Here is a 24,387-nt window from a genome sequence, read left to right as displayed (position 1 = left end):
CCTCTCATCTCTCGCCGATCACCGGAGAATTATTTTTTGGCCGTTCTTTCTAATTCTATCAGATGATCCACAACTTTTAGCATACGATCGAAAGAACCCGCTGAACGAGAGTCAACACGATATTTACCATTCACGATCATCGCCGGTACACCGGTAACGCGATAACTGCGTGTACGGGATTGAGCCATGTTCACTTTGCTTTTCACCGCAAATGAATTCCAGGCTTTTTTGTAGTCTTCTTCAGAAACACCCAAGGTTTTAAAGAACGCAATGCGCTTGTCTTCACTGCGCAGCTTGTTACGCAATACATGATACTCATTAAACACCGCTGCACGGCCTTTTTCTAACACGTTGGCGGCTTCCATCGCATAATGCAACTGTGTTTCAGGGGCCCAGCCACCAAAGTCACCAGGCTGATGATGGAAGTCCACGTCTTCCGCAACGGTCGTCATCCAGCGATTGATCATAGGCTCAAACTTGAAACAGTGACCACAGCCATACCAGAATAATTCAATGACCTCGATTTTATTCTCGTCACGGGTCGCCACAGGATAGGGCAGTTGCTGATAATCTTTACCGGCAACGAAGTTCTCCGCTACCGATAATTGAGAAAGCAACATCGCAAACGTCGCCACCAAGGAAACCATTAATTTCTTCATTCATTACTCCTAGTAATAGTGCTTAATCCCGTATCCATATATATGGAGCCCTGTTTTGACATCCAATTTATATTTATTCCAGGCAAAATAAAAGGGAGTCATCAGACTCCCTTTTATTAAGATGCTACGAATAAGAGATGGTTCCCTTATACGACTGCTCAATAGACTAATTGACCATCTATTGATCCAGATCAGACTTCTGTTTAGTGAAGACCCTGGATGTACTGAGCAACGGCATCGATTTCATCGTCACGCAAGGTATAAGCATTGTCACGCATCATCGCATTCGGATCGTTTGCGCGCTTGCTGTCGCGGAAATCTTTCAACTGCTTAACAGTATAAGCCGCGTGCTGACCGCCCAATTTAGGGAACGCCGCTGCATCATTACCCTGACCCGAAGGAGAGTGACATGCTGCACACGCTGCAATACCACGGTCTGCGATACCGGCACGGTAAATCTTCTCACCAATTTCCGCTTGCTCTTTGTCTGCGTAACCCACAGAACCGTTTTGAGATGCGAAGTAAGCCGCTAAGTCTTCCAGATCCTGATCGCTTGACGCGCTCAGCATACCTGTCATTTCAAGGACGTTACGATCGCCACCCTTAATATCTTTCATTTGCTTTAACAGGTACTTTTCACCCTGACCAGCCAGTTTAGGGAAGTTAGGTGCAGCGCTGTTTCCATCAGGACCATGACACGCGCCACATACTACAGCTTTTGCCTTACCCGCTTCCGCATTACCTTCAGCATGGCTATAACCCGTAACGCTCAGTGCAACCAAAGCAGTCAGAATGATTTTTTTCATTGGAAAACCCGTTTCTTTTCTTAAACGTGTGAGCGAAATAGTCGCAATTAAGGCGATTTCGCTCTCCTCATCATTATAATTCTCTGAAATCGAGGAAAAATCCAAGACTCCACCAAAAAAGTGCGGGTATTATATACTATCTATCTCAACTTCCAAACGGTTATTCCGGTACGTGCTAAGATAGCCCTAATATTAGCATTTTGCTGTTTTACAAGAGATCACTCATGTCTGAACGAACCCCAATTAAATTTAACGCCGCTGCGTTTCTTACCAGTGCCCCTACCATCAAGCAATGTCCGCCGGATATCGGAGCCGAAGTTGCCTTTGCCGGCCGCTCGAATGCTGGTAAGTCCAGCGCCATTAATACCCTGACCCAACATAAGAAATTAGCCCGAACCAGTAAAACACCGGGTCGAACTCAATTAATCAACTTTTTCACCTTAGGCGATGAAAACACGAGGCTGGTGGATTTGCCCGGCTACGGATTCGCCAAAGTGCCGCTGAAAACCAAACTGGAGTGGCAGAAAAATCTGGCTAAATATCTGGAAGAGCGTGAATCTTTACGCGGTCTGGTGCTGGTCAGTGACATTCGGCACCCATTAACTGAATTTGACCAGATGATGATTGACTGGGCTCAGCAAAGTAATATGCCTTTGCATGTATTGCTGACCAAAGCCGATAAACTGAAACGAGGCCCGGCCAAAAACACCATGTTGGACGTTACCCGTGCACTGAAAGATTTCCAGGGTGAAGTTTCCGTTCAAACCTTCTCCGCGTTAAAACGAGACGGCTTGGATCAATTGAAAAATCGTCTCAACGAATGGTTAAGTGCCGAAGACATTGAGCCGTTTATTGATGCTCTTATTGATGAAGACGAATAAGCCATTCATTTAATGAGTGTTGTGCTCTCAAACAGCAGACTGTTTGAGAGCCTGCCGCACAATAAAACTACGTCGCACTTATCATATTTAAAAGTTCATCCAAACCACTATTCCAAATGATAATCACTTGCATTAGCATATAGCCTGCATTTCCTAAATGGGTTATTTTGTTATGTCAAAGCAGACCATGGAGCGGTTAACCTCGATATTTCATGAATATGCCTCAGAGATAAATCAGTTTTTGTCCCTTAAAGTAGGGCCTGATGCCGCACAAGACCTATCCCAAGAGGTTTATCTTCGGTTTTCCCAACTTGAACGGCCGGATAACATTCAAGATGTAAAAGCTTACTTATTTCGGGTGGCCCAAAACCTGGTGATTGACTACTGGAGAAAACAACAAAGACTGGCCGAAGTTGATTTGCCCGACACAACGCTAAAACAACAAAAGTCTCCTTCACCTACGCCAGACCAAATACTCGCGTCACAACAACAATACGCCTTGTTTCAGCAAGCCATTAAAAAAATGCCATCCCAATGCAGGGTTGTCTTTCTGCTGCATAAGATAAATGGCCTGACTTACAGCCAAGTTGCTGAAAATTTGGGGATTTCGCATAAAACCGTTGAAAAGCATATAAGTAAAGCACTGAAAATATGTAAAAAAGAATTGAAATGGGAAGGGGGGAGCTTTTAAACATGGACGTCTTACAATATAAGGTCCTAATGATGACTCTCAGACATTAATAATTAAAAAAGATGTGACAATTAAGAAGCAGTGACGCTTTGAGGCAACGAGTGATGACCAATAATTTAAAGCAAATTGATGCGCCTGTAGTAAACAACCTAGAATTAATAGACCATCAAGCTTTAGAATGGGTAGCAAAGCTGCAATCAGATCTTCACTCTCAGCAAGATCTGGATGCCTTTGAAAGCTGGCAGTCACAGAGTCAAGCACATAGCGATGCCTATCAAAGCGCAGTTCGCTTATGGCAAGCCGTCGATTCACCAGCACAGGAAATCTACCCGGATTATCAAAAAGAAATTGAAGCCGCTCTGCGAGCAGCCAAGACCTCACCTAAAAATGCGTGGTGGCCACAACACTCTCTGGCCATTGCCTGCAGTTTAATGCTGACCGTCTTTATCGGCTTGATGATATTTAATAATACCAAAGCACTGCGTAGCGACTATTACACCAAACCAGGCCAACAAATGGAGTTTCAGTTAACGGATGGCAGCACCGTTTTCATGAACAGCAACACCATTCTTAATGTTGATTTCAATGAACATGAGCGCTCAATAGAACTCATAGAAGGCGAAGCATTCTTCAAGGTCGTTAAAAACTCGAGTAGGCCATTTATGGTGAAGGCCGGCGAAGGAGTCACCAAAGTGACAGGCACCCAATTTAACGTTGACCACTATCAAGAAGACGTCGAAATCATTGTAAAGGAAGGCGAGGTGTCCGTCGCGACAGCGAACCAGCAAACGGCTTTAACAGCCGGAAAGCAGGTCTCTTATAGTGCAGATCAACTGGCCGCCGTTAAAACTGCAAACTTTCATCAACTTGCCTGGCAGAATCAGCAATTAATTTTTGATAATCAAACACTGGAGAATGTAATCACAGAACTCAATCATTACTATCCAGGCCAGATCATTTTATTAAACCGTTCACTTGCCGTATCGGAAGTGAACGGAGTTTTCCATATTGCCGATGTACACCAGGCTTTAACTGCTCTGCAAGAGAGTATGGGTCTTAAAAAGCATCAGTTAGGGGAATACCTCACGGTGCTTTATTAGCAAAAAGTAACATTCCAGCCAACGCCAGATAAGTTACCGCAATCGCAATGAATGCGTATTGATTACCTAACGCTGCCGCAGCCAAAGCACCGATGGAAATGCCCAGTAGCCCACCCAGTTTGGTTGCACTATTACCAACGCCAATGGTTTGACCAAGATGTTGCTGCTCTGCCTGTACACTCAATACCGCAAATAACATAGGTAATAACGCGGCCAGCCAAACGCCCCATAACAGACGTAAAATAAAACATAGCCAAACCTCCACCACCCACGCCTGTAACAACAAAGTCAAAGCTGCCGCCATACTGATGCCGGTTAACCACCGGATTCGTTGAGAGAGTGAGATGCCATCAAAGAATTTCCCCCAATAAGGTGCCGCCAATAACACAGACAAACCTGTCGCGGCATATAAACCACCCACTAACAAAGCGGAAGCCGACAAATACTGCTCAGCATAGAGCGCAAAGAACGTACTTGGCATTCGCTTTGCGATTTGGGCCACTAAAATAACCAACAACAGCAGATAAAGATTGATCCGAAAACGGTCATTGATATCCACCGCGTTCGCCTTCTTTAATTTCTGTGCCGACTTGGAATGAGAAGAGTCGAAAGAAGAATCGTGAGAAGGGTCCTGATGAGAACGCTGAAGAACGCGTTGAGACGAAGGCTGTTGATCGGGTAAACGGAATATCATGACCATCAGCATAAATAGACAAGCAAAGGCCCCGGTCGTGAACACATGGTTCATACTCCATTGATCAATGACCCAGCCGCCAATCAGGGGGCCACATAAGGAACCTGCTGCGACTGCAGATTGCAGCCGCCCCATCACATAGCTGCGTTTATGATCCGGGCTTGCATTAAGAGCATAAGCTTGCGTCGCCGCAATAGAGCCAGCAAAAACGCCTTGAACGAATCGAACAATCACAATGACCAAAGGGTCGTTACTGAAAGTGATCAAGATCTGTGTCAATCCTAATGCGAATAAAGCACGAAGTATCATGTACTTATGCCCTATCCTATCACCTAACCGACCCCACAGCGGGGCCGTTAGCATAGCCCCGATTAAAGGAACCATATAGATAAGAGCACTCCAAAACTGCAATGACGCATCACTGGAAACACCCAGTTGACGCAAGTAAACAGGCCAGAAAGGGCCGCTCATTTCCAATGCGGCGATCGCAACCAATTGGCATACCCACAGCAAATGCACCTGTTTCTGCCAGTCATTACCCGTGTTCAGGTGCAGAGTGTTTTCAAGACTTACCATGCACTACACCTTTGTCAGAGGATTGTCTAAACGCTGATAAATATAGTCGCCCGTATTTTCAAGCCTCATGCGTAATAACGCTTTAATATTCCACCTTTGCTGGACAAGGGCATGATAATCAGCAGCAAAAGACTCCGGCTCCATTTCGGCTCTGTAGCCTGACATTACGCCATCGATGATTTCTCGAACCAGACACCAGAAGTTAATTTCAGGTATTTGATAATGAAGAGATACCGCCTGAACCAACTCCCCAACATGAGAAATCAGCAACGCATGAATCAGCTTGTCTCTTACCTCATTTAAATCATCGGTCAGTAACCTTTGATCATGATGAAATGTCATCGATAAGCCTGCGCGCAAAAAGCGCGTTTTATGAATACGAAATGCGCCAAAGTCTCTGACGATGATTTTTCTGGGCGTGCCATCCGGATCAAACTCAATTAGGCTATTTTGTTGGTGAGCTTCCAAGGCGATACCGTATTGCAAATACAGTCGTAATGGCCCGTCTAAAACCACCTGAAGATAAGTCTTAACATACGCCAAGACCTGATCCCGGGTTACCACACCATTGCAATGCATTACGTCAACGATAAAAGGAGATGAGCCTGCCGTTTTTCCCGGGTACTCTGGCAGGTTCGTTAATAAGCTGCCGGCAGGTACCGTAATTTTCCCAGACTCGCAGCATAACTGAGGGTTTAGTCTGAATAGCACCGATAAGTTGGCACCCAGTGAGTCTTCATTGCCTTGATCCGTACGATAATGAACACCGACCAACTCAGGCATAATGGCTAAATATTGACCTAACCGTGCATCCCGAATGAGCAAGCCTTTCATCAGCTGACTGAAACGAGGGCCCATTTCACAGGAACGAGTCGACAGCAACCGCTTTGCACTGGTCATTTGCAAAGCAATCGGCAACTTAATGTGCGGTTTCATCCACAAATCGGCTGCCATCATGGTCCGAAATGACATGCTTGCCCGTGTTTCAAGCAGTGGACCATCCAACAACACCAAGTCTCGACTCTCCAGCAAGTGTTCAAACAGTTCAGGCAAGATATTCTCTGCCTGCCAAGGGTAAACGGGAATAGGGCAGTAATCCTCAGGTCTCAATGTCAGGGCTTCCAGCCTCGCTTGCCACTGGCCAAACCATTCAGGAAAATGCGCCTTAAACCAATCTTCATAAAGCAGGTTGTCCATCGACTCCACATGAACATGCACTTTAGCGATCGCCGCTAACCGGACTTCCGCGCCCCCCTCATACTCTGGTGACATAGAAACCACTTCGGCGGGAGACAGCCCTTGTTTTGATTTGTCTGTCGGATGAAAAGGGTGTCCGGTCGTCCCCCATTGCTCAAAAAAGATGGATCGTTGGTTGGCCGGCAGTACGTTCAGGCACCACCACCAAAGATTCTCCGTTTGATGTTCTACCATTTGATCTCGGAGGTACGCATCCCACGAGTCTCTGTAAGCCAGCGCCAGAGCATCGTTCAAAATGCTGTCTTGGACATCGAAAGAGAACCGCCTGGCCACATCAAGACTCACCTGACCAGAGTCCACCAGCACACTTAATAACTCAACGGAATAATTGATCTCTGATACACAACGCCCCTCTATATTTAACGGAAGCACTCGAATCAGACCATCAAAAACCAGAAGCCCCCCTAAACCTGATCTGAGCGCGGAAGAGGCCTTCAACAGAGCCTGCCCATTCATGCAAATCCATCTGTCTTTTCGTTCAAGACAAAAGAATTCGGTGTCTTGAAACGTTAATAAGCCCTCTCTCAACATGGCATTAAGCAATTTTTGAAGGCTGCGCTTTTCCGCTATCTCCAGACAATGATGTATCTTGGATATTGAAAACGAACGATGTGAAGTTAACTCAGTATCTAATTGAGCCAACCAGTTTGTTTTCTGAGCGTCGATTCTAGCCTTCAAAGCCGGCCAACAAGAAATCACATGCTCGGAATCGCCCAGTTTGCTGCCGTCGGTGGTTATCATGCTTTGACCCCCTGTGTTTGAATGGCCTCAAGATCGATACTCTGCACTTTGGGGACGGCTTGAAAATTAGAGTGCTGGGGATTAATAATCGGATTGGTGAGAGGCACGTAGCCCGATTGCTTATCCGCCTGTTTTAAAACGCGAGTGAGTAAATTCGTTTTATTCGGGAGCGGATCACCATTAAGCAACGACAGGATACGTTGTCCTGATTTGGCGCAACCATACAATGATTGATAGCGCTTAAGTTGATGACCCACTTGGCTCCATAAACAAGCTTCCAGGACTGGATCGCCTGCACTGATGTAAAACACCGCCTGGCATAAGTTGTTCACGAACAAACAGTAGGCAATCCGATTCCAGCCTTTTTCTTCATCGTAATACACCGCTTGCCTGGCTCTTTCGCTCAAGCCAGTTAAGCGCTCTTCCGGCCAATACTCAGGCATCAATTTGACACCTTCCATATCACGAATAAACAGCTGTCGGGGCTGGTGACCATCAAGACCAATCAGTACATTTTGAAGATGGGGTTCATAAACAATTCCCAGCCTAAAGTAACTGTACAAAATGGGATGTAATAATCGTTCCACGTAGTCTGAAAACCACAAGATCGCCGCTTTTTGATGATCACACCCCTGCGCTCTGGCAAGGTTCCATAGTCGGTCTTGTATTAACGAAGGGCCACTGATGGATTGAGAAAAAAGAGTGCCTGCTAATACAGCTGTATTATTCTCACGAAGTGTTTCTGTCACGTTTTCACGTAAAATCAAACCAAACCCTTCCAATGCCTCCAAGCGCGCCTTTTCATCATTGCCTCCCAGATCAACAGACATAAACGCAGGCTCTTCCATAAACACCACGTCAGGAAATAACTCACTGAATTTTTCGTCAGCGCCGTCTCTTATTAATTGACTCAGAAAGAGTGCACTCTCCAGTTCATAAATGGCATTTTTACGGACGCAGTTGGTCAATCGGACATTTAAAGAACTTTTATAAAAATAAGGAATATTCGGATTATAAAGAGTTCGCACAGAAGATGTGGGATGGAACAACGCGCCATGTGCTCCCAGGTATTCTAGTTTTCCCTGCGCAATTGCATCCACCACCAACGATTGCTCCAACAGATACTCAGCCTGCCAGGGGTGCACAGGAATCAAAGCAAAGCCCGTTGCCGCCGAAATAGATTCAGGCGCGTATCTGGTAATAATTTCACTGCAACTTTCTGATAGATAGGACTGCTCAACAATTAATGCTTTCTGAACCCTAAAATAATGTAGAGCAAAGCCGGTATGAAATTCCGGTGAATATGCCTTTAACTGAACAGAGCTCAACCCCTGACGACTCTTAGGCGCAGGATGAAAATTATGACCCAATGATAAAAGTTGTTCCGACTGCAAATACGCGGCCATCGGCTGTTCAGCTAACAAAGGGGGATGTTCCGCCTCTAAAATCATTCTTGTTAATTGAAAACTGTTCTGAATTTGCTCAAATAATTCATCATTCAATGGCTGATCGAACATCACAGCTAACTCTTTCAGTAGCCATTGAGCCAACCCGCTGTAATCCAGCATCGCTTGGGGTTTATCATCTTCAATCAAATAAGCACTTGAAAGGTAACGATAATTTTGAGTCAGTGATATTTTATCCACCAAAATCATTACGCATCGCTGAACCATCGGCAGACTTACGATTAAACACATCCCATCGGTCACCCTCTGAAGGGCAGTCAAGTGCTCAGGCCAGCCCTTCATATCGCCCGGTTTTTCTATCGTAATGTGACCTCCGGGTGCCGCCACTTCCCTCAAATAACAATTCAATAAACTCTGGCTTGTAAATTGACTGGCTTCTTTATCGGCTTCACTTTGTTCATGTATTTGCGTAGCTATCAACATAATCAACCCTTCCATTAAAGTTTTACAGAGATAAGCGTTCAAATAACAGACAGGCACCAGCCAGCCGAAGAAACTTCATTCAAAGTGAAATTTCTTCAACGGCATCATGACTGATCTGTGTGTACTAAATCGTTATGTGGTTAGAAATTGATCTCGGTTTCCACATAAAACTGACGAGGGGCTCCGGCATAAAGACCCGCGAGCTGGGTATCCGACCTTAAGTAATATTCTTTATTGAACATATTTTTCAGCCCGGCACTGATAACCGCATCCAAGCCGGTCACAGGTAATTGATAGTCCACTCGGGCATTCACATAACCAAAGCCAGGAATGTTGCCTTTATAGCCCAACTCCTGCTCCCAATCGGTAAGGTCTGCTTTCTCCGAGTTATGCACATCCGCATATTGATGACTCTGCGCGTAGGCATTCAGGTGATATGTCCAGTTACCCGTTTCATAACGCCCTCCCAAAGTGGCAACATGTTTCGGAGCAAACGGCGTCCGGTTATCGGCAAACGATACATTTTTACTATCAACGCCTTTGTCAAAACGCGCGTCCAGCCAAGTATATGTACCGAAGACACTGAAGCCCGACCAATTCAGCAGCAGGCCAAGATCAAACTCGGCAGCAAGTTCAACACCTTGATGTGTTGCTTCGGCCGCATTAAAAAACAAGGTACTCCCTGTACTCTGGTCGTAAGAAGAGTAAAGAATGTCTTCAAATTTGATATGAAATAGCGTGATTTCTGCTTCAACGCCCCCTTGGCTGTACCGAGCGCCCAATTCAGTAATGCCCGCTTTTTCTTCTTCCAGGTCTTCATTCTTACTAAGGGCATTAAACGTAACGCTCCCAAAAGAAGCGTTATAGTTGGCAAACAAGCGCGTGGCGTCGTTCAATCGGTACAGCACATTTAACGAGGGCAAGAAGGCTTCATAGTCATTTTTTCTAACTTCATATTGATCAACATTCGGCTTATCCACCGACAACCGAACCTTCTCGTAACGAATGCCTGGGGTTACCTCCCAGTCACCAAAAGAAATTCGATCATCAATATAGAACGCCTGAGCGGTGGTTTCCCCTTCAACCGTTTTAGTCTCCAACGCAGATTCAGAACCATTGGGATTCAAGTCTGCATCCACAGGCGTTAAATACTGCTTTTCTTCAGCATCTTCTTCCAAATAGCGATACCCAACGGAAACCTCCTGGTCAAATCCGGAACCCACAAATAAATGGCTGAGACGGGGCTCAATCGCAAACACATCGTAATATCTTGGCTTACGATAATATTTATCCCCCTTGGCCGGGTTCACATGATCCCGCAAATTAAAATAGGTAAATTCACGCAGGCTTTTTGTGTAGTAACTGGTGACGTCAAAAGTACTGTATTCAGAAAACTCATTCTGATATTTCACCACCGCTTCTTTTCGATACCCTTTAAACGCATCCAGAGGCCGAGCGGATTGAAGCGAATCATCATCAAACTCGCTCTGGGTTAAACCGCCGGGCATTTCATTATCGGCATGGTAATAGTGAAAGCGCCCGGATAACGACTGAGCCTCAGTCAGGCCATAATCGTATTTCAGGATCACATCATCAATGTCGCTGCTGCTGTGTTCACGATAGCTGTCACCTTTCTGACCCGAATACATCAAAGCCAAGCCCAAGCCATTATCCAGCGTACCGCCGGTGAAGACGTCATAATTCTGTTGGCCCAACGTACTGTTGGGAGAATCAGACCAGTGGCTGCCCTTAACCTTAATCGTAGTTTGATGCTCCAAAGGTATTTCGCGGGTATTAAAGTTCACGATTCCACCGACGTTCTGAGGGCCGTATCGCACCGCACCACCGTTTCTCACCACATCGATACTTTCCAGGTTACCCAGCGCCACAGGAGCAATGGACAAATGGGGCATACCATAAGGAGCAACGGCCAACGGTACACCATCAAGCAACACGTTGGTATGCGCCGAAAAGCGAGGGTTCAACCCCCTGATACCCAGTCGGAGCGAGCTGTCCGAATTGCCTGTATTTTCCGGAACAAAGACACCAGGCACCGTTCTTAATGCCTCTTGTACATTACTGGCACCTTCTTTTTTAAAATCATCCCGATCAACCAAAGTCCTGGCGCCCGGATGTTCAAATACTTGCTGGTTTTTTGCGTTCACCAGCCAGTCGCCCTGAACCACAAGCTCATCCATAAGTACCGGCGGTTCCTGGTCTAGCGCGTTGTTTAAATCCTCTGCTAACAGCAACGGTGCAGCAGAAAAGCACAAGCACGCCATAACGCCATTTTGTAAAAGGGTATTCTTCGTCATCATTCAGTTATTCCCTATGATTTACAAAGCCACAACAACTTGAGGTCGTGACAAATCAATTAAAAGCAACTATAAGACGACGGAAATTTCAAACACCCCCAATAAGAATAATAATAATTTTTATTTAGATTAATTACAGTCGGGTGGTAACCGCGAAGTGCCAGTTCAACGGGGCTCCAGGGGCAACCAATAATGCGCGGTTTGCCGATTCAACGTAATCACGATCAAAAATATTGTTCAGCGAGAACCGAACGTCAAAGAGTGGGGATTCATAAAACAACGTGGTATCCACGCGCGTATAAGCGGGCAGCGTCACTTTATTCTGATAACTGGCGAAACGGTCACCCACATAATAAATGCCCACGCCAGCGCCAAATCCATGTTGAAATCGATAGCTATTCCAGAGGGCGGCTTGCCAAGTAGGAATATTTGCAAATTTATTTTCCACCTCACAACGTCTTTTCTCCACGGTCTCGGTATAGGTCAGATTGGCATGCACAGACCAGCGGTTGATCATTTCCCCGTTAATATTCACTTCCATCCCCTGACTCTGCTTTCTGTTGTGATTTGAGCCACAACCTTCCTGAACAGCAGTCAGAGGCGACTTACTATCAATCTGATAGAGCGCCAGCGAGCCATCAAAGTCTTGAAACAAGTGCGTTTTAAATCCAATTTCCCGCTGATAGAACTGTTCTGGTTTTTGATTCAAAACCTCAGGATTGGATTGAAATAACTTATAACCGCTGGGTATAAATGCTTGGCTGTAATTAGCATAAAAAGAAAGCTCTTCAGAAAATTGGTGGGTCAATCCCACTCTCGGAGTGAACTCCCAATCACGTCGTTTATAAGGATTGCCTACCGAACACGCATCGAGATTACACTGACGGACACGGAAGTAATCGAGACGGCCTCCCAGCAGCACATGCCAACGAGAAGACCAGCTAAATAAACTTTGCAAATACCCGCCCCAGGTCCGGGCAGTGAACTGAGAATCCACCGTTGGTTCCTCGCTAAAACGAACCGGGGGACTCTGTGATTCAGGGCTTAACAAATCAATGTTCGGAACATTCGTCTTTTGAACCCAAAGCTCACGGCGCTGATTCAACCACTCCATGCCGATCAGCCACTCCTGATCCATCCAACCTGAGAACAACTCGTATTTCATTTCACTTTTCAGCAGCCAGTTTTGCTGTGTCTGGGGAAAGTAAATCGCTGTCCGCTTAACCGTCGTTCTACCATTGATGTCCTCATCGAAGCCGAAGGGTTTGGAGTTAACTGCATCAAGCGTGGCTTTCGACCATTGAACTATAGATTCCCAACTCAGCCGCTCGGACAGACGTTTCGTGAACCGTGTTCGAACATTCCATATTTCATTATCAATGTAATCGGTTGGCTCACCGTAAAAACGAGTGATGTCGTCATCAATAATTTCTCCTTGTTCAGGGTCTGCAATCAGACCTCTGTCGGGAACACTGTTCTGTTTCAGATATTCCGCCTGCAGTAAAATTTCGGTATTTAAATCAGGCGACCAACTCAGGGCTGGAGCCATGGCAAACCGCTGTGATTCGACGTTGTCCCGAAAACTTTCCGAATCTTCATTAGCCAACGTAAAGCGGTAATTAAAATCCGGACGAGCAGCCACCGCACCGGCAAAATCGAGTTCTACTCGTACCTTGTCATACGAACCCAGGATTAGAGAAGCCTCACGTAAAGCCGTGGCTTGAGGCTTTTTGGTGACACGATTGATCACCCCTCCAGCCGACCCGCGACCGTAAATGGCACCTCCCGGACCTTTGATCACCTCAATACGTTCGGTATTCGATAGGTCACGAAAATAAAGACTGTCGTCTCGTACCCCATCAATATAGGTATCTCTCTGGGCGTTAAAACCGCGAATAAAAAACTCATCTCGTCGGGACTCGCCATCGTTCGCAACCACGCCACTCACCATTCGAAGCACATCACGGGTATCCCGCATGCCTTGTTCTGTTATTTGGCTTTTGGTGACAGCCTGGCTGGCTATCGGAGTGGATTGATGGGCTTGCTCATAGTCCCATGGTTGAGCGACGACATTAATGTTCTTTAAGGTCTGAACTTCCAAGGCCTTTCGGTCTGAGCCTTGTTGCAGGGATAGGGTATTTTCATTGACTCTAACGGCTTTCAGGTGGGTAGATTCGAGTAAGACATCCAGAGCGCTCTGTAATGTGTATATCCCCTTCAAGCCAGTTGAGTAGAGTCCCTCTGTGAGGGCTGAAGAATAAATCAGGTGCACGCCAGTCTGATCAGAAAACAGAATGAGCGCTTGAGACAAATCACTGGCAGGTAAATCAATGTTAAAGGTGTGTTTTTGATCTCTTGAGCCGGGTGTCACTTCATCAGTTATTTCGCCGGTTGGATCAGCCTTATCTGAGACGCCGAAAATGGCCGTTGCAGCTGAGTACTCAGCAGTAACAACGAACAAAATTACTGCGCATAAACACCTATACATATTTCCTCATGGCTTACATCACGACCAGCAACACCACGACAATAATAATGATAATCACTATCAATTGAAACGAAATATTTTCCTAACGAACACTGTCAATACTCAAACAACAGCAAAAAGGCTGATATCAATAATTAGAGAGCAGAGAGAATGGCCTAGAGCCATACTTTGGTAATAGGAGAGTCCATGCTTCGCTTTTCAAACCAAGCGAGTCAAACCAACAGCGGCGAGCAATGCATCTTGATCACCCACTCTTAAGCAGTTTCAGTCCAAAAGTTTCAGGCAAAAAACTCCTGACAAAAAATTCCAGACAAAAAAAGCCCCGATAAATATCGGGGCTAACTACCTGAAAACAGAGAATAACGAGGAAAACACTACACGCTCGGTATGAAATACTCGGTATGAAATACAAAGAGTGAAACACATGACGTATGGCACATTATGTGCGTGTTATTGAGTTAGAACTCAATACCTCAATTTGGTTCATAAATATTTGAAATTTATTTAAAACAACCGTTTGAACCTGCGGAGTGGCTCGTTAGTGGGCTTCATCCCAGGAATCGCCCACACCCACATCCACCAGCAACGGCACCGCCAGCGAGGCCGCATTCTCCATACGGAAACGAATGCCTTCGGTCACCGCTTCAACTTCAGCTTCCGCCACTTCCAGCACCAATTCATCGTGAACCTGCATGACAATGCGCGCGTTGAGGTGTGACTCTCGTAACCAGTTATGCACATCAATCATCGCCATTTTGATGATGTCCGCCGCCGTTCCCTGCATCGGAGCGTTGATCGCCGTTCTTAACGCGCCTTGTTTGACCATTTGATTAGAAGCCCGGATGCCCGGTAAATACAAACGGCGGCCAAACAAGGTTTCGACGTAACCTTTGTCTTCTGCTTCACCACGGGTTTGATCCATGTATTCTTTCACGCCCGGATATTTTTCAAAATAGCGCTTCACGTATTCGCCGGCTTCGCCACGTGAAATGTCCAGCTGCTGTGCCAGACCAAACGCCGACATACCATAAATCAAACCGAAGTTAATGGCTTTCGCTTTACGACGTTGATCCGCCGTCACTTCGTCTAAGGTTTCATGGAAAACTTCGGCTGCGGTGGCTCTGTGTACATCCAGATTATTCCGGAACGCCGACACCAGACCTTCATCACCCGATAAATGGGCCATGATTCGCAACTCAACCTGCGAATAGTCCGCTGCCAGAATTTTATAACCTGCCGGCGCAACAAACGCCTTACGTACTTTACGACCTTCTTCGGTACGGATCGGAATGTTCTGTAAATTCGGGTCGGTCGAAGATAAGCGACCTGTGGCCGCAACAGCCTGTTGATAAGTGGTGTGCAGCCGACCCGATTCCGGTCGAATCAATTCGGGCAAGGCATCGGTGTAAGTGGATTTCAGCTTGGCCAAACTGCGGTTGGTCAAAATCAAACGAGGCAGTTCAAACTCCTGAGCCAACTCCTGAAGCACCGGCTCGGCCGTAGACGGAGCGCCTTTTGGCGTTTTCTTTTTCACCGGCAATTCAAGCTTTTCATACAGGACTTCGCCGATCTGCTTGGGCGAGTTCATGTTAAACGGCTCGCCCACTAAGTCGTAGGCTTTTTGCTCAATCTCAGCCAAAGTATCCGCCAAGTGCGTGCTTTGCTGATGCAGCTCCGCCTGATCCAGCGTCACACCGTTCGCTTCGATGTCCGACAACACCGGTGACAACTTGCGCTCGATCCATTGATACACCCATTCCAACTGACTTTCCTGCTTCAGTTTGGCCGTTAATACCTGATACAAGCGAATGATCATGTCCACCTGTTGGCAGGCAAAATCTGTCATTGCCTCGATTTCAATCTGACCCGCCGCCAAACGTTTTTTACCCTTGCCCTGCAACACTTCATCTTTGTCGATGGTCTGATTAAGATAAGTGAACGCCATGTCGGTCAGCTCGTGCTTGGAATCCACAGAATTAAACACGTAAGACTGCAACATCACATCATGAACCTGTCCAACCAACTCAGTGTTGTAGTTCGCCAGAATGTGACTGTCTTTTTTGGTGTTATAACCAACCTGATTGCAGTGCCCACCGGATAACACAGGCGACAAAATGGACAATGCCTGATCTGCCGACAGCTGTTCAGGTGCACCCACCACATCATGAGCAAACGGCACATAAACCGCTTTACCCGGTTCAATACTCAAAGCCAGACCGATCAGTTTGGCCGCCTTATAATGATCATCCGAAACCACCGGATAATATGCGTACAGCGGTTTCTTGGACGCCTGAGCCACCCAGCCCATCAACGCATTTTCGGTCAGCAGGGTTTGGTAGTCGGTTTCTGCAATCTCCGGGGGTTCAATGTCCTGAGATTCTGCCTGGTCTTCGGCCTTCACCGGGCTGGCCGCCACCGACATGGCACCAGAGCCGGATGCCCCCTGTTTTTTAAGCTCTTCCACCCAACCTTTAAAACCAAACGTTTCAAAGAAGTCCAATAAAATATCGTTGTCCGGGGTTTCCAGCTGAAAGTCTTTCGGGCCTTTATCCAGCGGTACATCGCATTTGATCGTCGCTAACGCTTTCGACAACGGAATCTGATCCAGACTGGCTCGCAGTTTTTCACCGATTTTGCCTTTGATTTCATCGGCATGTTCAATCAGGTTTTCCAGGGTTTCATATTGCAGCAACCACTTTACAGCGGTCTTCGGACCGCATCCCTGAACACCGGGAATGTTATCCACCTTGTCGCCCATCAGCGCCAGATAATCAATGATCTGTTCCGGCTTGAGGCCAAACTTTTCCACCACCCCAGCCTGATCCATGGTGGTATTGGTCATGGTATTAATCAGCGAGACATGTTCGGTCACCAGCTGCGCCATATCTTTATCGCCCGTCGAGACGATGGTATCCACACCTTGCTCGGTGGCCTGACGACACAGGGTACCAATGACATCGTCTGCCTCAACCCCTTCCACCACCACCAAGGGTAAACCCATCGCGCGAATAATGTCGTGAATCGGTTGAATCTGGACTCTCAGATCGTCCGGCATCGGCGGACGATTGGCTTTGTATTCTTCGTACATATCATTACGGAACGTTTTGCCTTTGGCATCAAAAATTACCGACACATCACTGCCCGGATAATCATTCAACATGCGACGTAACATGCTGATGACGCCTTTGATCGCGCCCGTTGGGTGACCGTCTTTATTGGTTAACGGCGGCAAACCGTGGAAGGCGCGGAACAAATATGATGATCCATCGACTAGAATTAAGGGAGCGGCAGGCTGATCACTCATAACAAACTCATCCAGAATTAAACAAACGAAAGCAAAACGTTATTGTCTGACAGCTAGAAAACCATGAATACAGACAGGAACAAATCGATGGGCAGTGTACAGCGGGATACCCAAACCGTTATCATCGAACTGGCGCAAGATATTAGCAGACGGCAGAGGGTTAAGCCATGAAACAACCAAGATCACGTTTATACAGACTCGCATTTGCCACAGGTTTGCTGTTTACCTTTGCGACGTTTAGCAACCCGGGTTTTGCGGAAACCGAGAATGACATCTCCGAGCCGGAAGTCATTATTAAACAAAGCGAAAATAAAAAGATTTCGGAATATTATGTGAATGGTATTCTGGTGGAAATTAAAGTGGAGCCAAAAAATGCGCCCGCCTATTATTTGGTACCCGCCGAAAGCGGCCAGATGATTCGCACTGACGAATCTCAGTTATTAGTCCCCGGTTGGAAAATTCTTGAGTGGTAATCACTCTGCAGTCAGAGCCTTTTTATGTCCGTATACACCCAGTTAGATCAGCAAGATTTTGAATACATCAGCCAAGCCTATCAATTAGGTACGCCCATTGAATTTAAAGGGGTTGCGGACGGCATTGAAAACACCACGTATTTCTTTAAAACTCAAAAAGACCACCAGATCAACGAGTGGGTGTTCACTTTGTTCGAATACACACAACCTGCGTCTTTGCCTTATTACCTCGAACTCTATGATCACTTGTATCAGGGTGGCGTACCGGTTCCCGACCCGTTACTGAATAAAGCAGGCCACCGTTTAATCACCTTGCATGATAAACCGGGCGCAGTCTTTCCGCGCTTACCGGGCCGGCCACCAGAACAGATCACAACCGAGTTATGTTTTCAGTGCGGCGCAGGTCTGGCCCGCTTCCATCAGGTTGGAGAAAGTTATCCCCAACAACACGCGTGCCCGAAGGGGCTTGCGTTCTGGCAAGCAAGTGTCCATGCATTCAGTAACCTGCCAGATGATGACGTCCAACTGATTCAATCGGTGATCAGCGACTATTTGTCGGTCTGTGAGGGCTTACCCAAAACCAGTGTGCACGGTGACTTATTTGCAGATAACGTACTGGTCAACGAAGGAAAGCTGACCGCCATCATTGACCTGTTTAATGCCAGTTACGACCTCGCTGTTTTCGATCTTGCAATCACCTTAAACGACTGGGCGTACGATGACCGCCATCAATGTGACGGCGTTAAATATCAAGCAATGTTAGATGGCTATCAAAGTTTACGCCCGCTGTCTGCTGCTGAACAAACCGCACTGCCGATCATGCAGCAAGCGGCAGCGTTACGTTTCTGGTTATCCCGCATCGACACCGAACAAACCTTTCAACAGCACCAAAACGACGGGCATATCTCCACCAAAGACCCAAATGCAATGAAATATTTTTTAATATCGCTGCAGACAACACGCAATGCTACCGAGGATTAAACTGTAAGTGAGCACAAACTTATACAAAACACATTATTCCTTGTCAGAAATTTTATAAAAAGTTCCGTTCCTTACAGGAATATCCAGTAGTCCAAAACTTCATTACCTTAACCATTCGGTCAAAGGTTAGATTGGCAGCCCTCAACAGACAACGGAGAAGGGCTGCTTAATGAACGCCAACAAACTCAAGAAAACTTCCCTATTAACAGCGGTGGCTATGGGCGGTCCGTTATTGGCCTCAAACGTTCACGCCGTGGGTTTGCAACTCATGCCTGGTTCATCCAACTTTGGTACCGCCGGTGCAGGCCATGCGGCCGAAGGCAATGGTGCAGGTTCGAGCTGGGCCAACCCGGCCACCATGTCATTGGTCGAGGGCAATCAGATCGGCTTTGGTGCCATCGTCGCAGACACCGACTTACAATTTGATGCCGCCGATTCAACCCAGGAAAGTGGCGGCGACTCCGGCAGCACCGTCGTGATACCATCCTTTGCTTACGTGCACAGCCTGAGCGATGACGTAAAACTCGGCTTCACTGTGCTGGCACCGTTCGGCAGTGAAATTGACTACGGCAGTCAATGGACCGGCAGTAATGCGGTAACCTCCGCCAGCGTCCAAACCATTCAGGCCCAGCCGACGATTTCTTATCGAGTCAACGAACACTTATCACTGGGCGGCGGGGTGAACATCAACTACACCACGGCCGAGCAGGAGTTGTCTCCAAGTTTTACCGTTGGCGTCGGGCCTTTTGAACAAACCGCAGAAGCTGATATGGCGCTGGACGCTCACGGTATCGATTACGGCTGGACCGCCGGAGCCATGTGGGAGTTCAATCAGGATCATCGCATGGGCGTGGTCTATCGCTCGGAAGTGGAAACCGACCTCAAAGGCGATGCCGACATCACCGCCAACATCGGCGGAACCCCTTTAATGGACAGCAGCGCCACCACGCGCCTGAACTGGGAGAACCCGGCCAGTGTTATGGTCAGTGGTTATCATCAGGTCACCGATAAAACTGCGTTTCTGTGGGACGTAGGCCGCACCTTTTACAGCAGCTTCGAAACCACCACCATCAGTGCCGAGTTGGGCGACGGGCTGGACATTCCGATCGAACGGAACTGGCAAGACGCCAACCGTTACGCCATCGGAGGCCATTACAAGCTCACTCAAGACCTGACCCTGCAGGCCGGTTTCTCTTATGACGAAAGCCCGGTGGAAACGGAAGACCGTACGGCCGACCTGCCTCTGGATGACATTAAACGCTACACTTTGGGCGCCATGTATCAGATGGACGATCAAACGCAATTATCACTGGGTTTGGAATATGCAGACTTGGGTAACGCTAAAATTGAAGAGCACGAAGGCCTGTTGGCCAGTCCGGCAGGTGATTATGATAACAGTGCCATCGCCGGTTCTTTATCGGTAAACTATAAATTTTAACGTATATCCAAGAGACGTTTGCTCACAAGGCCGCTATGGTATGAAACTGGAAGAACTGGCTCGATACGACATCAAACTGTTAGTGGCGTTTCAGGTATTGCTGGAAGAGCAAAACGTGTCCCGCGCTGCGGAGCGACTTTATGTCACCCAATCAGCCATGAGTAAGATGATGGCTCGCTTAAAAGACATGTTTGGTGAAGATTTATTCTTCCGCACAACCCATGGCATTCAACCCACCGAGCGGGCACTCGCACTCAGGGAGCCGCTTTACACGGCCTTAGAGCATTTCAAGCAGTTAGTGGAACCGCCTGTCTTTGATCCGGCTGAATGTGATCGGGTATTTAGGGTATCACTGATGGACCACATTGCGGTCAAGCTATGTCCCGCGTTGTTACGGACACTTAGCCAGGTAGCCCCCAAAGTAAAGCTGCATATCAAACCCTGGACCAAGAAAAGTTTTGATGAAATGGCTTCCGGCCAACTCGACCTTGCCGTTAATCTGGTGGAAATTGACCGCGCCAATTTTTATCAGCACGAAGTGGTTAAAATTGCTCCCTGTGCCATTTTAAGAAAAGACCACCCACTCATTCAGCGCATAAACAATCAAGGCCACGCAAATCTGGACGACTTTCTATCGTATTCGTTCATTAAAATGGTGATCCCGGAATTCAACGACACTCACCAAAAAGACCAGGCAGCACTGGCCGCCTTGGGGAAAGAGCGGCACATCGTCCTTGAAACCCACAACATCAACAGTGCATTACAAAGCTTACGAGTGACCGATTATGTCATGCTGGGCGGTAAAGGGATTAATGACTCTCTGTTTGAACAGCTGGGCTTAACCACCTTACCCATTCCCAAAGAATTGGTGACGCCTTCCTTTTCTTACAAAGCCATTTGGCACCAGCGCCAACACAAGCCACCGGAACAACAATGGTTTCGGCAACTGATACTGGATCACCTTGAATTCTGAACCTCCGCCAGAGGCTACAGCTCTTTCAGATACAAAACATCGCATGCACTGTGACCGCTGTTGCCCAGACGCTGGTCGATGCGTTTAAAACCGTTTTTCTGATACAGAGCGTTCGCGCCTTTCATCTCTGCAATGGTTTCAAGGTAACAGCACTGATAACCGAATGAACTTGCTTTGGACATCAGTTCCGTCATCAGCACCTGACCAAACCCCAGCCCGCGAGTTTCCGGCAACAAGTACATTTTTTGTAACTCGCACACCTTTGGCCGATCACATACAAACGGAGCAATGCCTCCGCCGCCAACCACCTTCCCCATGTGCTCTACCACTAAGTAACAACACGCTTGCGACTGATACACCGTTGACAGTCGGCTCAGCTCCGGGTCCTGCCAGGCAAACCCCGGCTTATTCGCCCCGAACTCGGTTAATACAGTCCGAATGACACCCTCAATGGCCGGATTATCTTTTGTTTCTATCGGTCTCAGTAACATTATTCCACCTCCTTTGGATCAATTTATCCACAATCACCTTCAACTCAGCCGGACTGAATTTCCATGGCAGACCATAAGAACACATTATCAGGTGATTCGTGACTTCCTTATTTAGTCATAAGTTTGCTAAGTTTATATGTGCTGTGCTGGTTTTGCGTACGACACTGTCGTTTTTACAAAGCAATATATTTTTACAAGACAATACATCATTGGTCATCAAACACATTCCGGCCAAGGCACAATAAAACAATGAACAATTCAACATCGGTTAATCTATGAGGTTTTTATGCAGTATCTGAGTGTACATAACAAGTCATACCAACATGGTCTTCGTGTCTTGACCATTTTCTGTTTACTTATGACCAGTCACGTTTTTGGCTATGAATTGACCTTGATACACCAGAACACCAAGCACACCGTGAATCAGTCTGAGTTTCATGCATTAACCAATCAATCTTTGGTCACCATCACACCTTGGACAGATGAGCCACATACGTTTCAGGGAGCAACCTTAGCTTCTTTACTAAAACACTTTAAAATTGAAGGAAAGATTGCCAAAGCCAAAGCATTGAATGATTATGTTGTCGAAATTGACCTGCAAAAAGCCATTGCAGCCAATGCATTTGTGGTATCACACATCGACAATCAACCCATGCGCGTTCGCAACAAAGGCCCATTCTGGATCATTTTCCCGTGGAGCGAACAACCCGAACTGAACGATCGTCAGTATCAGGACTGGTCCATTTGGCAAATGATTGAAATCAACGTTGAGTGAACGTAACAACGAACATCAGTAACACGTATCTAACACCAACATAAACCGAACCTCAATGACAGTACGCTATTCATGAAGCGCTTCAGTATTCTCAGCATTTGGCTTTTCTTACTTGTGGCCGTGTCCATTTGGTTGGCCATTATTTTCGTGCGCATCACCCACGAAATAAAAAATTATTCCGACATCATCACGGACAACCGGCCATGGCACCTGTCCCAGTTTCAAATTGAAATGGAACGGCTGAACAGCGCCTTACTCAACTATAAATACACCCCCTCGCAAGAAGCGCGCGAAAAAGCCATCTTAAGAATGGAACTGATGTGGAACCGGGCGGATGTTCTAGTGGGCGGCTTAGCAGGCCAGGATTTAAAACGTTATGACCCAACGTCTTACCAGTTTTTAAAAAACATCCAGAAGTACTTATTTGAAAACGAAAATAAACTCTATCGGATGACCCAAAACACCGCCATACAACTGCACAGGGTTAACCAGAAATGGGCTGCCCAATATCAGTTAAGAATGGGGGAAGTATTCCAGCGCAGTTATTCCAACTTCCACGACATTGCCAATGAAGTTCAGGACACTTACCGGGTCACCCGCAACCTGATCATTGCTTTGGGGCTGATCATCTTCATCTTATCCTACATTTTATATCAGGAATTTAAACGCAGTAACCGGCTAAGAATCTCCGCCGAGCGCGCCAGTAAAACCAAAAGCCAGTTTCTGGCGAACATGAGTCATGAAATACGAACCCCCCTTAATGGCATCATTGGCAGCATTCAGTTGATGCGAGTAACGCCCGATCATAACGACCAAAAAGCCCTGCTGGATACCCTCGAACAATCCTCTGAAGCATTGTTGGCGCAAATCAACGATGTGCTGGACTACAGCCGAATGGAATCCGAGAAACACGTCATCGAGCACGTTCCGTTTGACCTGATTGGCTTAGTCAAAGCCGTAATTTCCATTTATTCGGCTCAGGCCACCAACAAAGGCCTGCAACTGATTCTGGAAGACCATGAGCTCAAGCCTTTTTTACGATCCAACCACCAGTTGATTACTCTGGGCGACCCCAGTAAGCTGCGTCAGATTCTGTTAAACCTGATCAGCAACGCCATCAAGTTTACCGAACAGGGACAAATCACCCTGAAACTGTACGTCGTCGAACAGGAACTGACCATCGAAGTTGAGGACACCGGCGTCGGCATCGCCAACGAGAACATCGACGCCATCTTCCAGCCCTTTGGTCAGGAAGATTCATCCATCAGCCGCCGTTTCGGCGGTTCCGGGCTTGGCCTGACCATCAGTAAAAAGCTCACCGAAGCGCTCAATGGGGACTTAACCGTCACCAGTGAAGCTGGCAAAGGCAGCACCTTTGTTATTCATTTGCCGTTTTATCCGGTGGAAGAAGATGTGTTATTGGCTGAAAGCAAGGTGCTGAATAACGAGGAGCAACAGGACTTTTTGCTCAAGGGGAATGTCCTGGTAGCTGAAGATAATTTGGTCAACCAGAAAATCGCCAAGGCCATGCTGACCAAGTTAGGGCTGAATGTGATGCTGGCCAATAATGGCTGCGAAGCGGTGACGGCGGTCATTGAAAATGACTTTGATCTGATTTTAATGGATCTGCAAATGCCCGAAAAAGACGGGATTCAGGCCACCAAAGAAATCCGAACGGGCGGCTATACCGCCCCCATCATTGCACTCACCGCCAACAGTACCATCGAAAGCCAGCAAGCTTGTTTTGATGCTGGTATGAACGGCTTCATTTCCAAGCCGTTCAAACTGGAGTCACTGCATTCGGCGCTGAAACTTCACTTTGATACCTTGTGACGGGCTATCAATGCAGTAAATA

At 47.0% G+C, this 24,387-nt stretch carries 18 protein-coding genes; 9 read left to right on the top strand and 9 right to left on the bottom strand.

Annotated elements, in window-relative coordinates:
* Nucleotides 1-29 precede the first annotated feature (29 nt).
* Both ABD744_RS21920 and ABD744_RS21915 read right to left on the bottom strand, forming a co-directional pair.
* On the bottom strand, nt 30-659 hold the full coding sequence (locus ABD744_RS21920) for a thiol:disulfide interchange protein DsbA/DsbL (protein ID WP_344800752.1): 630 nt from the start codon (nt 657-659) through the stop codon (nt 30-32).
* Between the two features lie 203 nt (nt 660-862).
* Nucleotides 863-1,465, bottom strand: coding sequence for a c-type cytochrome (locus ABD744_RS21915; protein ID WP_344800751.1), 603 nt, complete (start codon nt 1,463-1,465; stop codon nt 863-865).
* A 224-nt stretch (nt 1,466-1,689) separates the two neighbouring features.
* Here ABD744_RS21915 and yihA point away from each other — a divergent pair, with 224 nt between their 5' ends.
* The 3 genes from yihA (at nt 1,690) to ABD744_RS21900 (ending at nt 4,137) form a co-directional block, all read left to right on the top strand.
* The gene (gene yihA / locus ABD744_RS21910) at nt 1,690-2,346 is read left to right on the top strand and encodes a ribosome biogenesis GTP-binding protein YihA/YsxC (protein ID WP_344800750.1); all 657 of its coding nucleotides are present in this window, start codon (nt 1,690-1,692) and stop codon (nt 2,344-2,346) included.
* 172 nt (nt 2,347-2,518) lie between these two features.
* Nucleotides 2,519-3,037, top strand: a complete 519-nt coding sequence (locus tag ABD744_RS21905; RefSeq protein ID WP_344800749.1) for an RNA polymerase sigma factor — start codon at nt 2,519-2,521, stop codon at nt 3,035-3,037.
* 104 nt (nt 3,038-3,141) lie between these two features.
* Nucleotides 3,142-4,137, top strand: a complete 996-nt coding sequence (locus tag ABD744_RS21900) for a FecR family protein (protein WP_344800748.1) — start codon at nt 3,142-3,144, stop codon at nt 4,135-4,137.
* Here ABD744_RS21900 and ABD744_RS21895 read toward each other — a convergent pair.
* From ABD744_RS21895 to polA, 6 genes are all read right to left on the bottom strand, one after another.
* The gene (locus ABD744_RS21895) at nt 4,121-5,407 is read right to left on the bottom strand and encodes an MFS transporter (protein WP_344800747.1); all 1,287 of its coding nucleotides are present in this window, start codon (nt 5,405-5,407) and stop codon (nt 4,121-4,123) included. The genes ABD744_RS21900 and ABD744_RS21895 overlap by 17 nt on opposite strands.
* A 3-nt stretch (nt 5,408-5,410) precedes the next feature.
* Nucleotides 5,411-7,405 (bottom strand): IucA/IucC family protein, encoded by a 1,995-nt coding sequence (locus tag ABD744_RS21890; protein ID WP_344800746.1) that lies wholly within the window; start codon nt 7,403-7,405, stop codon nt 5,411-5,413.
* Nucleotides 7,402-9,294 (bottom strand): IucA/IucC family protein, encoded by a 1,893-nt coding sequence (locus tag ABD744_RS21885; protein WP_344800745.1) that lies wholly within the window; start codon nt 9,292-9,294, stop codon nt 7,402-7,404. Before ABD744_RS21885 ends, ABD744_RS21890 begins: the two co-directional genes overlap by 4 nt.
* A gap of 140 nt (nt 9,295-9,434) precedes the next feature.
* Nucleotides 9,435-11,612 (bottom strand): TonB-dependent receptor family protein, encoded by a 2,178-nt coding sequence (locus ABD744_RS21880; RefSeq protein WP_344800744.1) that lies wholly within the window; start codon nt 11,610-11,612, stop codon nt 9,435-9,437.
* Nucleotides 11,613-11,742: 130 nt separating this feature from the next.
* Nucleotides 11,743-14,097, bottom strand: a complete 2,355-nt coding sequence (locus tag ABD744_RS21875; protein ID WP_344800743.1) for a TonB-dependent siderophore receptor — start codon at nt 14,095-14,097, stop codon at nt 11,743-11,745.
* Nucleotides 14,098-14,635: 538 nt separating this feature from the next.
* Nucleotides 14,636-17,401, bottom strand: coding sequence for a DNA polymerase I (gene polA / locus ABD744_RS21870; RefSeq protein ID WP_344800742.1), 2,766 nt, complete (start codon nt 17,399-17,401; stop codon nt 14,636-14,638).
* 167 nt (nt 17,402-17,568) lie between these two features.
* On the opposite strand from polA, the gene ABD744_RS21865 reads away from it, so the two are divergent.
* From ABD744_RS21865 to ABD744_RS21850, 4 genes are all read left to right on the top strand, one after another.
* Nucleotides 17,569-17,874: a DUF2782 domain-containing protein gene (locus ABD744_RS21865; RefSeq protein WP_344800741.1), complete on the top strand. Its 306-nt coding sequence runs from the start codon at nt 17,569-17,571 to the stop codon at nt 17,872-17,874.
* Between the two features lie 24 nt (nt 17,875-17,898).
* Nucleotides 17,899-18,855, top strand: coding sequence for a homoserine kinase (locus ABD744_RS21860; RefSeq protein WP_344800740.1), 957 nt, complete (start codon nt 17,899-17,901; stop codon nt 18,853-18,855).
* A gap of 169 nt (nt 18,856-19,024) precedes the next feature.
* Nucleotides 19,025-20,293 carry an OmpP1/FadL family transporter gene (locus ABD744_RS21855; RefSeq protein ID WP_344800739.1) on the top strand — a complete coding sequence of 423 codons (1,269 nt, stop codon included), beginning with the start codon at nt 19,025-19,027 and terminating at the stop codon, nt 20,291-20,293.
* A 40-nt stretch (nt 20,294-20,333) separates the two neighbouring features.
* Entirely contained in the window at nt 20,334-21,266 is a 933-nt protein-coding gene (locus ABD744_RS21850; protein ID WP_344800738.1) for a LysR family transcriptional regulator, read from the top strand.
* 14 nt (nt 21,267-21,280) lie between these two features.
* Here ABD744_RS21850 and ABD744_RS21845 read toward each other — a convergent pair whose 3' ends face one another.
* Nucleotides 21,281-21,757 (bottom strand): GNAT family N-acetyltransferase, encoded by a 477-nt coding sequence (locus ABD744_RS21845; protein ID WP_344800737.1) that lies wholly within the window; start codon nt 21,755-21,757, stop codon nt 21,281-21,283.
* A 286-nt stretch (nt 21,758-22,043) separates the two neighbouring features.
* Here ABD744_RS21845 and ABD744_RS21840 point away from each other — a divergent pair, with 286 nt between their 5' ends.
* Both ABD744_RS21840 and ABD744_RS21835 read left to right on the top strand, forming a co-directional pair.
* Nucleotides 22,044-22,532, top strand: coding sequence for a putative pterin-binding protein (locus ABD744_RS21840; protein ID WP_344800735.1), 489 nt, complete (start codon nt 22,044-22,046; stop codon nt 22,530-22,532).
* A 72-nt stretch (nt 22,533-22,604) separates the two neighbouring features.
* Nucleotides 22,605-24,365, top strand: a complete 1,761-nt coding sequence (locus ABD744_RS21835) for an ATP-binding protein (protein WP_344800733.1) — start codon at nt 22,605-22,607, stop codon at nt 24,363-24,365.
* Nucleotides 24,366-24,387: the final 22 nt, after the last annotated feature.

The organism is Litoribacillus peritrichatus (genome assembly GCF_039537985.1).
Classification (GTDB): domain Bacteria; phylum Pseudomonadota; class Gammaproteobacteria; order Pseudomonadales; family Litoribrevibacteraceae; genus Litoribacillus; species Litoribacillus peritrichatus.
The sequence above is the reverse complement of the archived record's forward strand: the minus strand, read 5'-3'. Positions and strand labels throughout refer to the sequence as shown.

Excerpts from the sequence above, each read along its gene's own strand:
- ABD744_RS21915 (WP_344800751.1), bottom strand. The coding sequence starts at position 1,465 with ATGAAAAAAATCATTCTGACTGCTTTGGTTGCACTGAGCGTTACGGGT.
- ABD744_RS21840 (WP_344800735.1), top strand. The coding sequence starts at position 22,044 with ATGCAGTATCTGAGTGTACATAACAAGTCATACCAACATGGTCTTCGT.
- ABD744_RS21900 (WP_344800748.1), top strand. The coding sequence starts at position 3,142 with ATGACCAATAATTTAAAGCAAATTGATGCGCCTGTAGTAAACAACCTA.
- ABD744_RS21835 (WP_344800733.1), top strand. The coding sequence starts at position 22,605 with ATGAAGCGCTTCAGTATTCTCAGCATTTGGCTTTTCTTACTTGTGGCC.
- ABD744_RS21885 (WP_344800745.1), bottom strand. The coding sequence starts at position 9,294 with ATGTTGATAGCTACGCAAATACATGAACAAAGTGAAGCCGATAAAGAA.
- ABD744_RS21875 (WP_344800743.1), bottom strand. The coding sequence starts at position 14,097 with ATGTATAGGTGTTTATGCGCAGTAATTTTGTTCGTTGTTACTGCTGAG.
- ABD744_RS21920 (WP_344800752.1), bottom strand. The coding sequence starts at position 659 with ATGAAGAAATTAATGGTTTCCTTGGTGGCGACGTTTGCGATGTTGCTT.
- ABD744_RS21855 (WP_344800739.1), top strand. The coding sequence starts at position 19,025 with ATGAACGCCAACAAACTCAAGAAAACTTCCCTATTAACAGCGGTGGCT.
- ABD744_RS21845 (WP_344800737.1), bottom strand. The coding sequence starts at position 21,757 with ATGTTACTGAGACCGATAGAAACAAAAGATAATCCGGCCATTGAGGGT.
- ABD744_RS21860 (WP_344800740.1), top strand. The coding sequence starts at position 17,899 with ATGTCCGTATACACCCAGTTAGATCAGCAAGATTTTGAATACATCAGC.
- ABD744_RS21865 (WP_344800741.1), top strand. The coding sequence starts at position 17,569 with ATGAAACAACCAAGATCACGTTTATACAGACTCGCATTTGCCACAGGT.
- ABD744_RS21850 (WP_344800738.1), top strand. The coding sequence starts at position 20,334 with ATGAAACTGGAAGAACTGGCTCGATACGACATCAAACTGTTAGTGGCG.
- ABD744_RS21890 (WP_344800746.1), bottom strand. The coding sequence starts at position 7,405 with ATGATAACCACCGACGGCAGCAAACTGGGCGATTCCGAGCATGTGATT.
- polA (WP_344800742.1), bottom strand. The coding sequence starts at position 17,401 with ATGAGTGATCAGCCTGCCGCTCCCTTAATTCTAGTCGATGGATCATCA.
- yihA (WP_344800750.1), top strand. The coding sequence starts at position 1,690 with ATGTCTGAACGAACCCCAATTAAATTTAACGCCGCTGCGTTTCTTACC.
- ABD744_RS21880 (WP_344800744.1), bottom strand. The coding sequence starts at position 11,612 with ATGATGACGAAGAATACCCTTTTACAAAATGGCGTTATGGCGTGCTTG.
- ABD744_RS21895 (WP_344800747.1), bottom strand. The coding sequence starts at position 5,407 with ATGGTAAGTCTTGAAAACACTCTGCACCTGAACACGGGTAATGACTGG.
- ABD744_RS21905 (WP_344800749.1), top strand. The coding sequence starts at position 2,519 with ATGTCAAAGCAGACCATGGAGCGGTTAACCTCGATATTTCATGAATAT.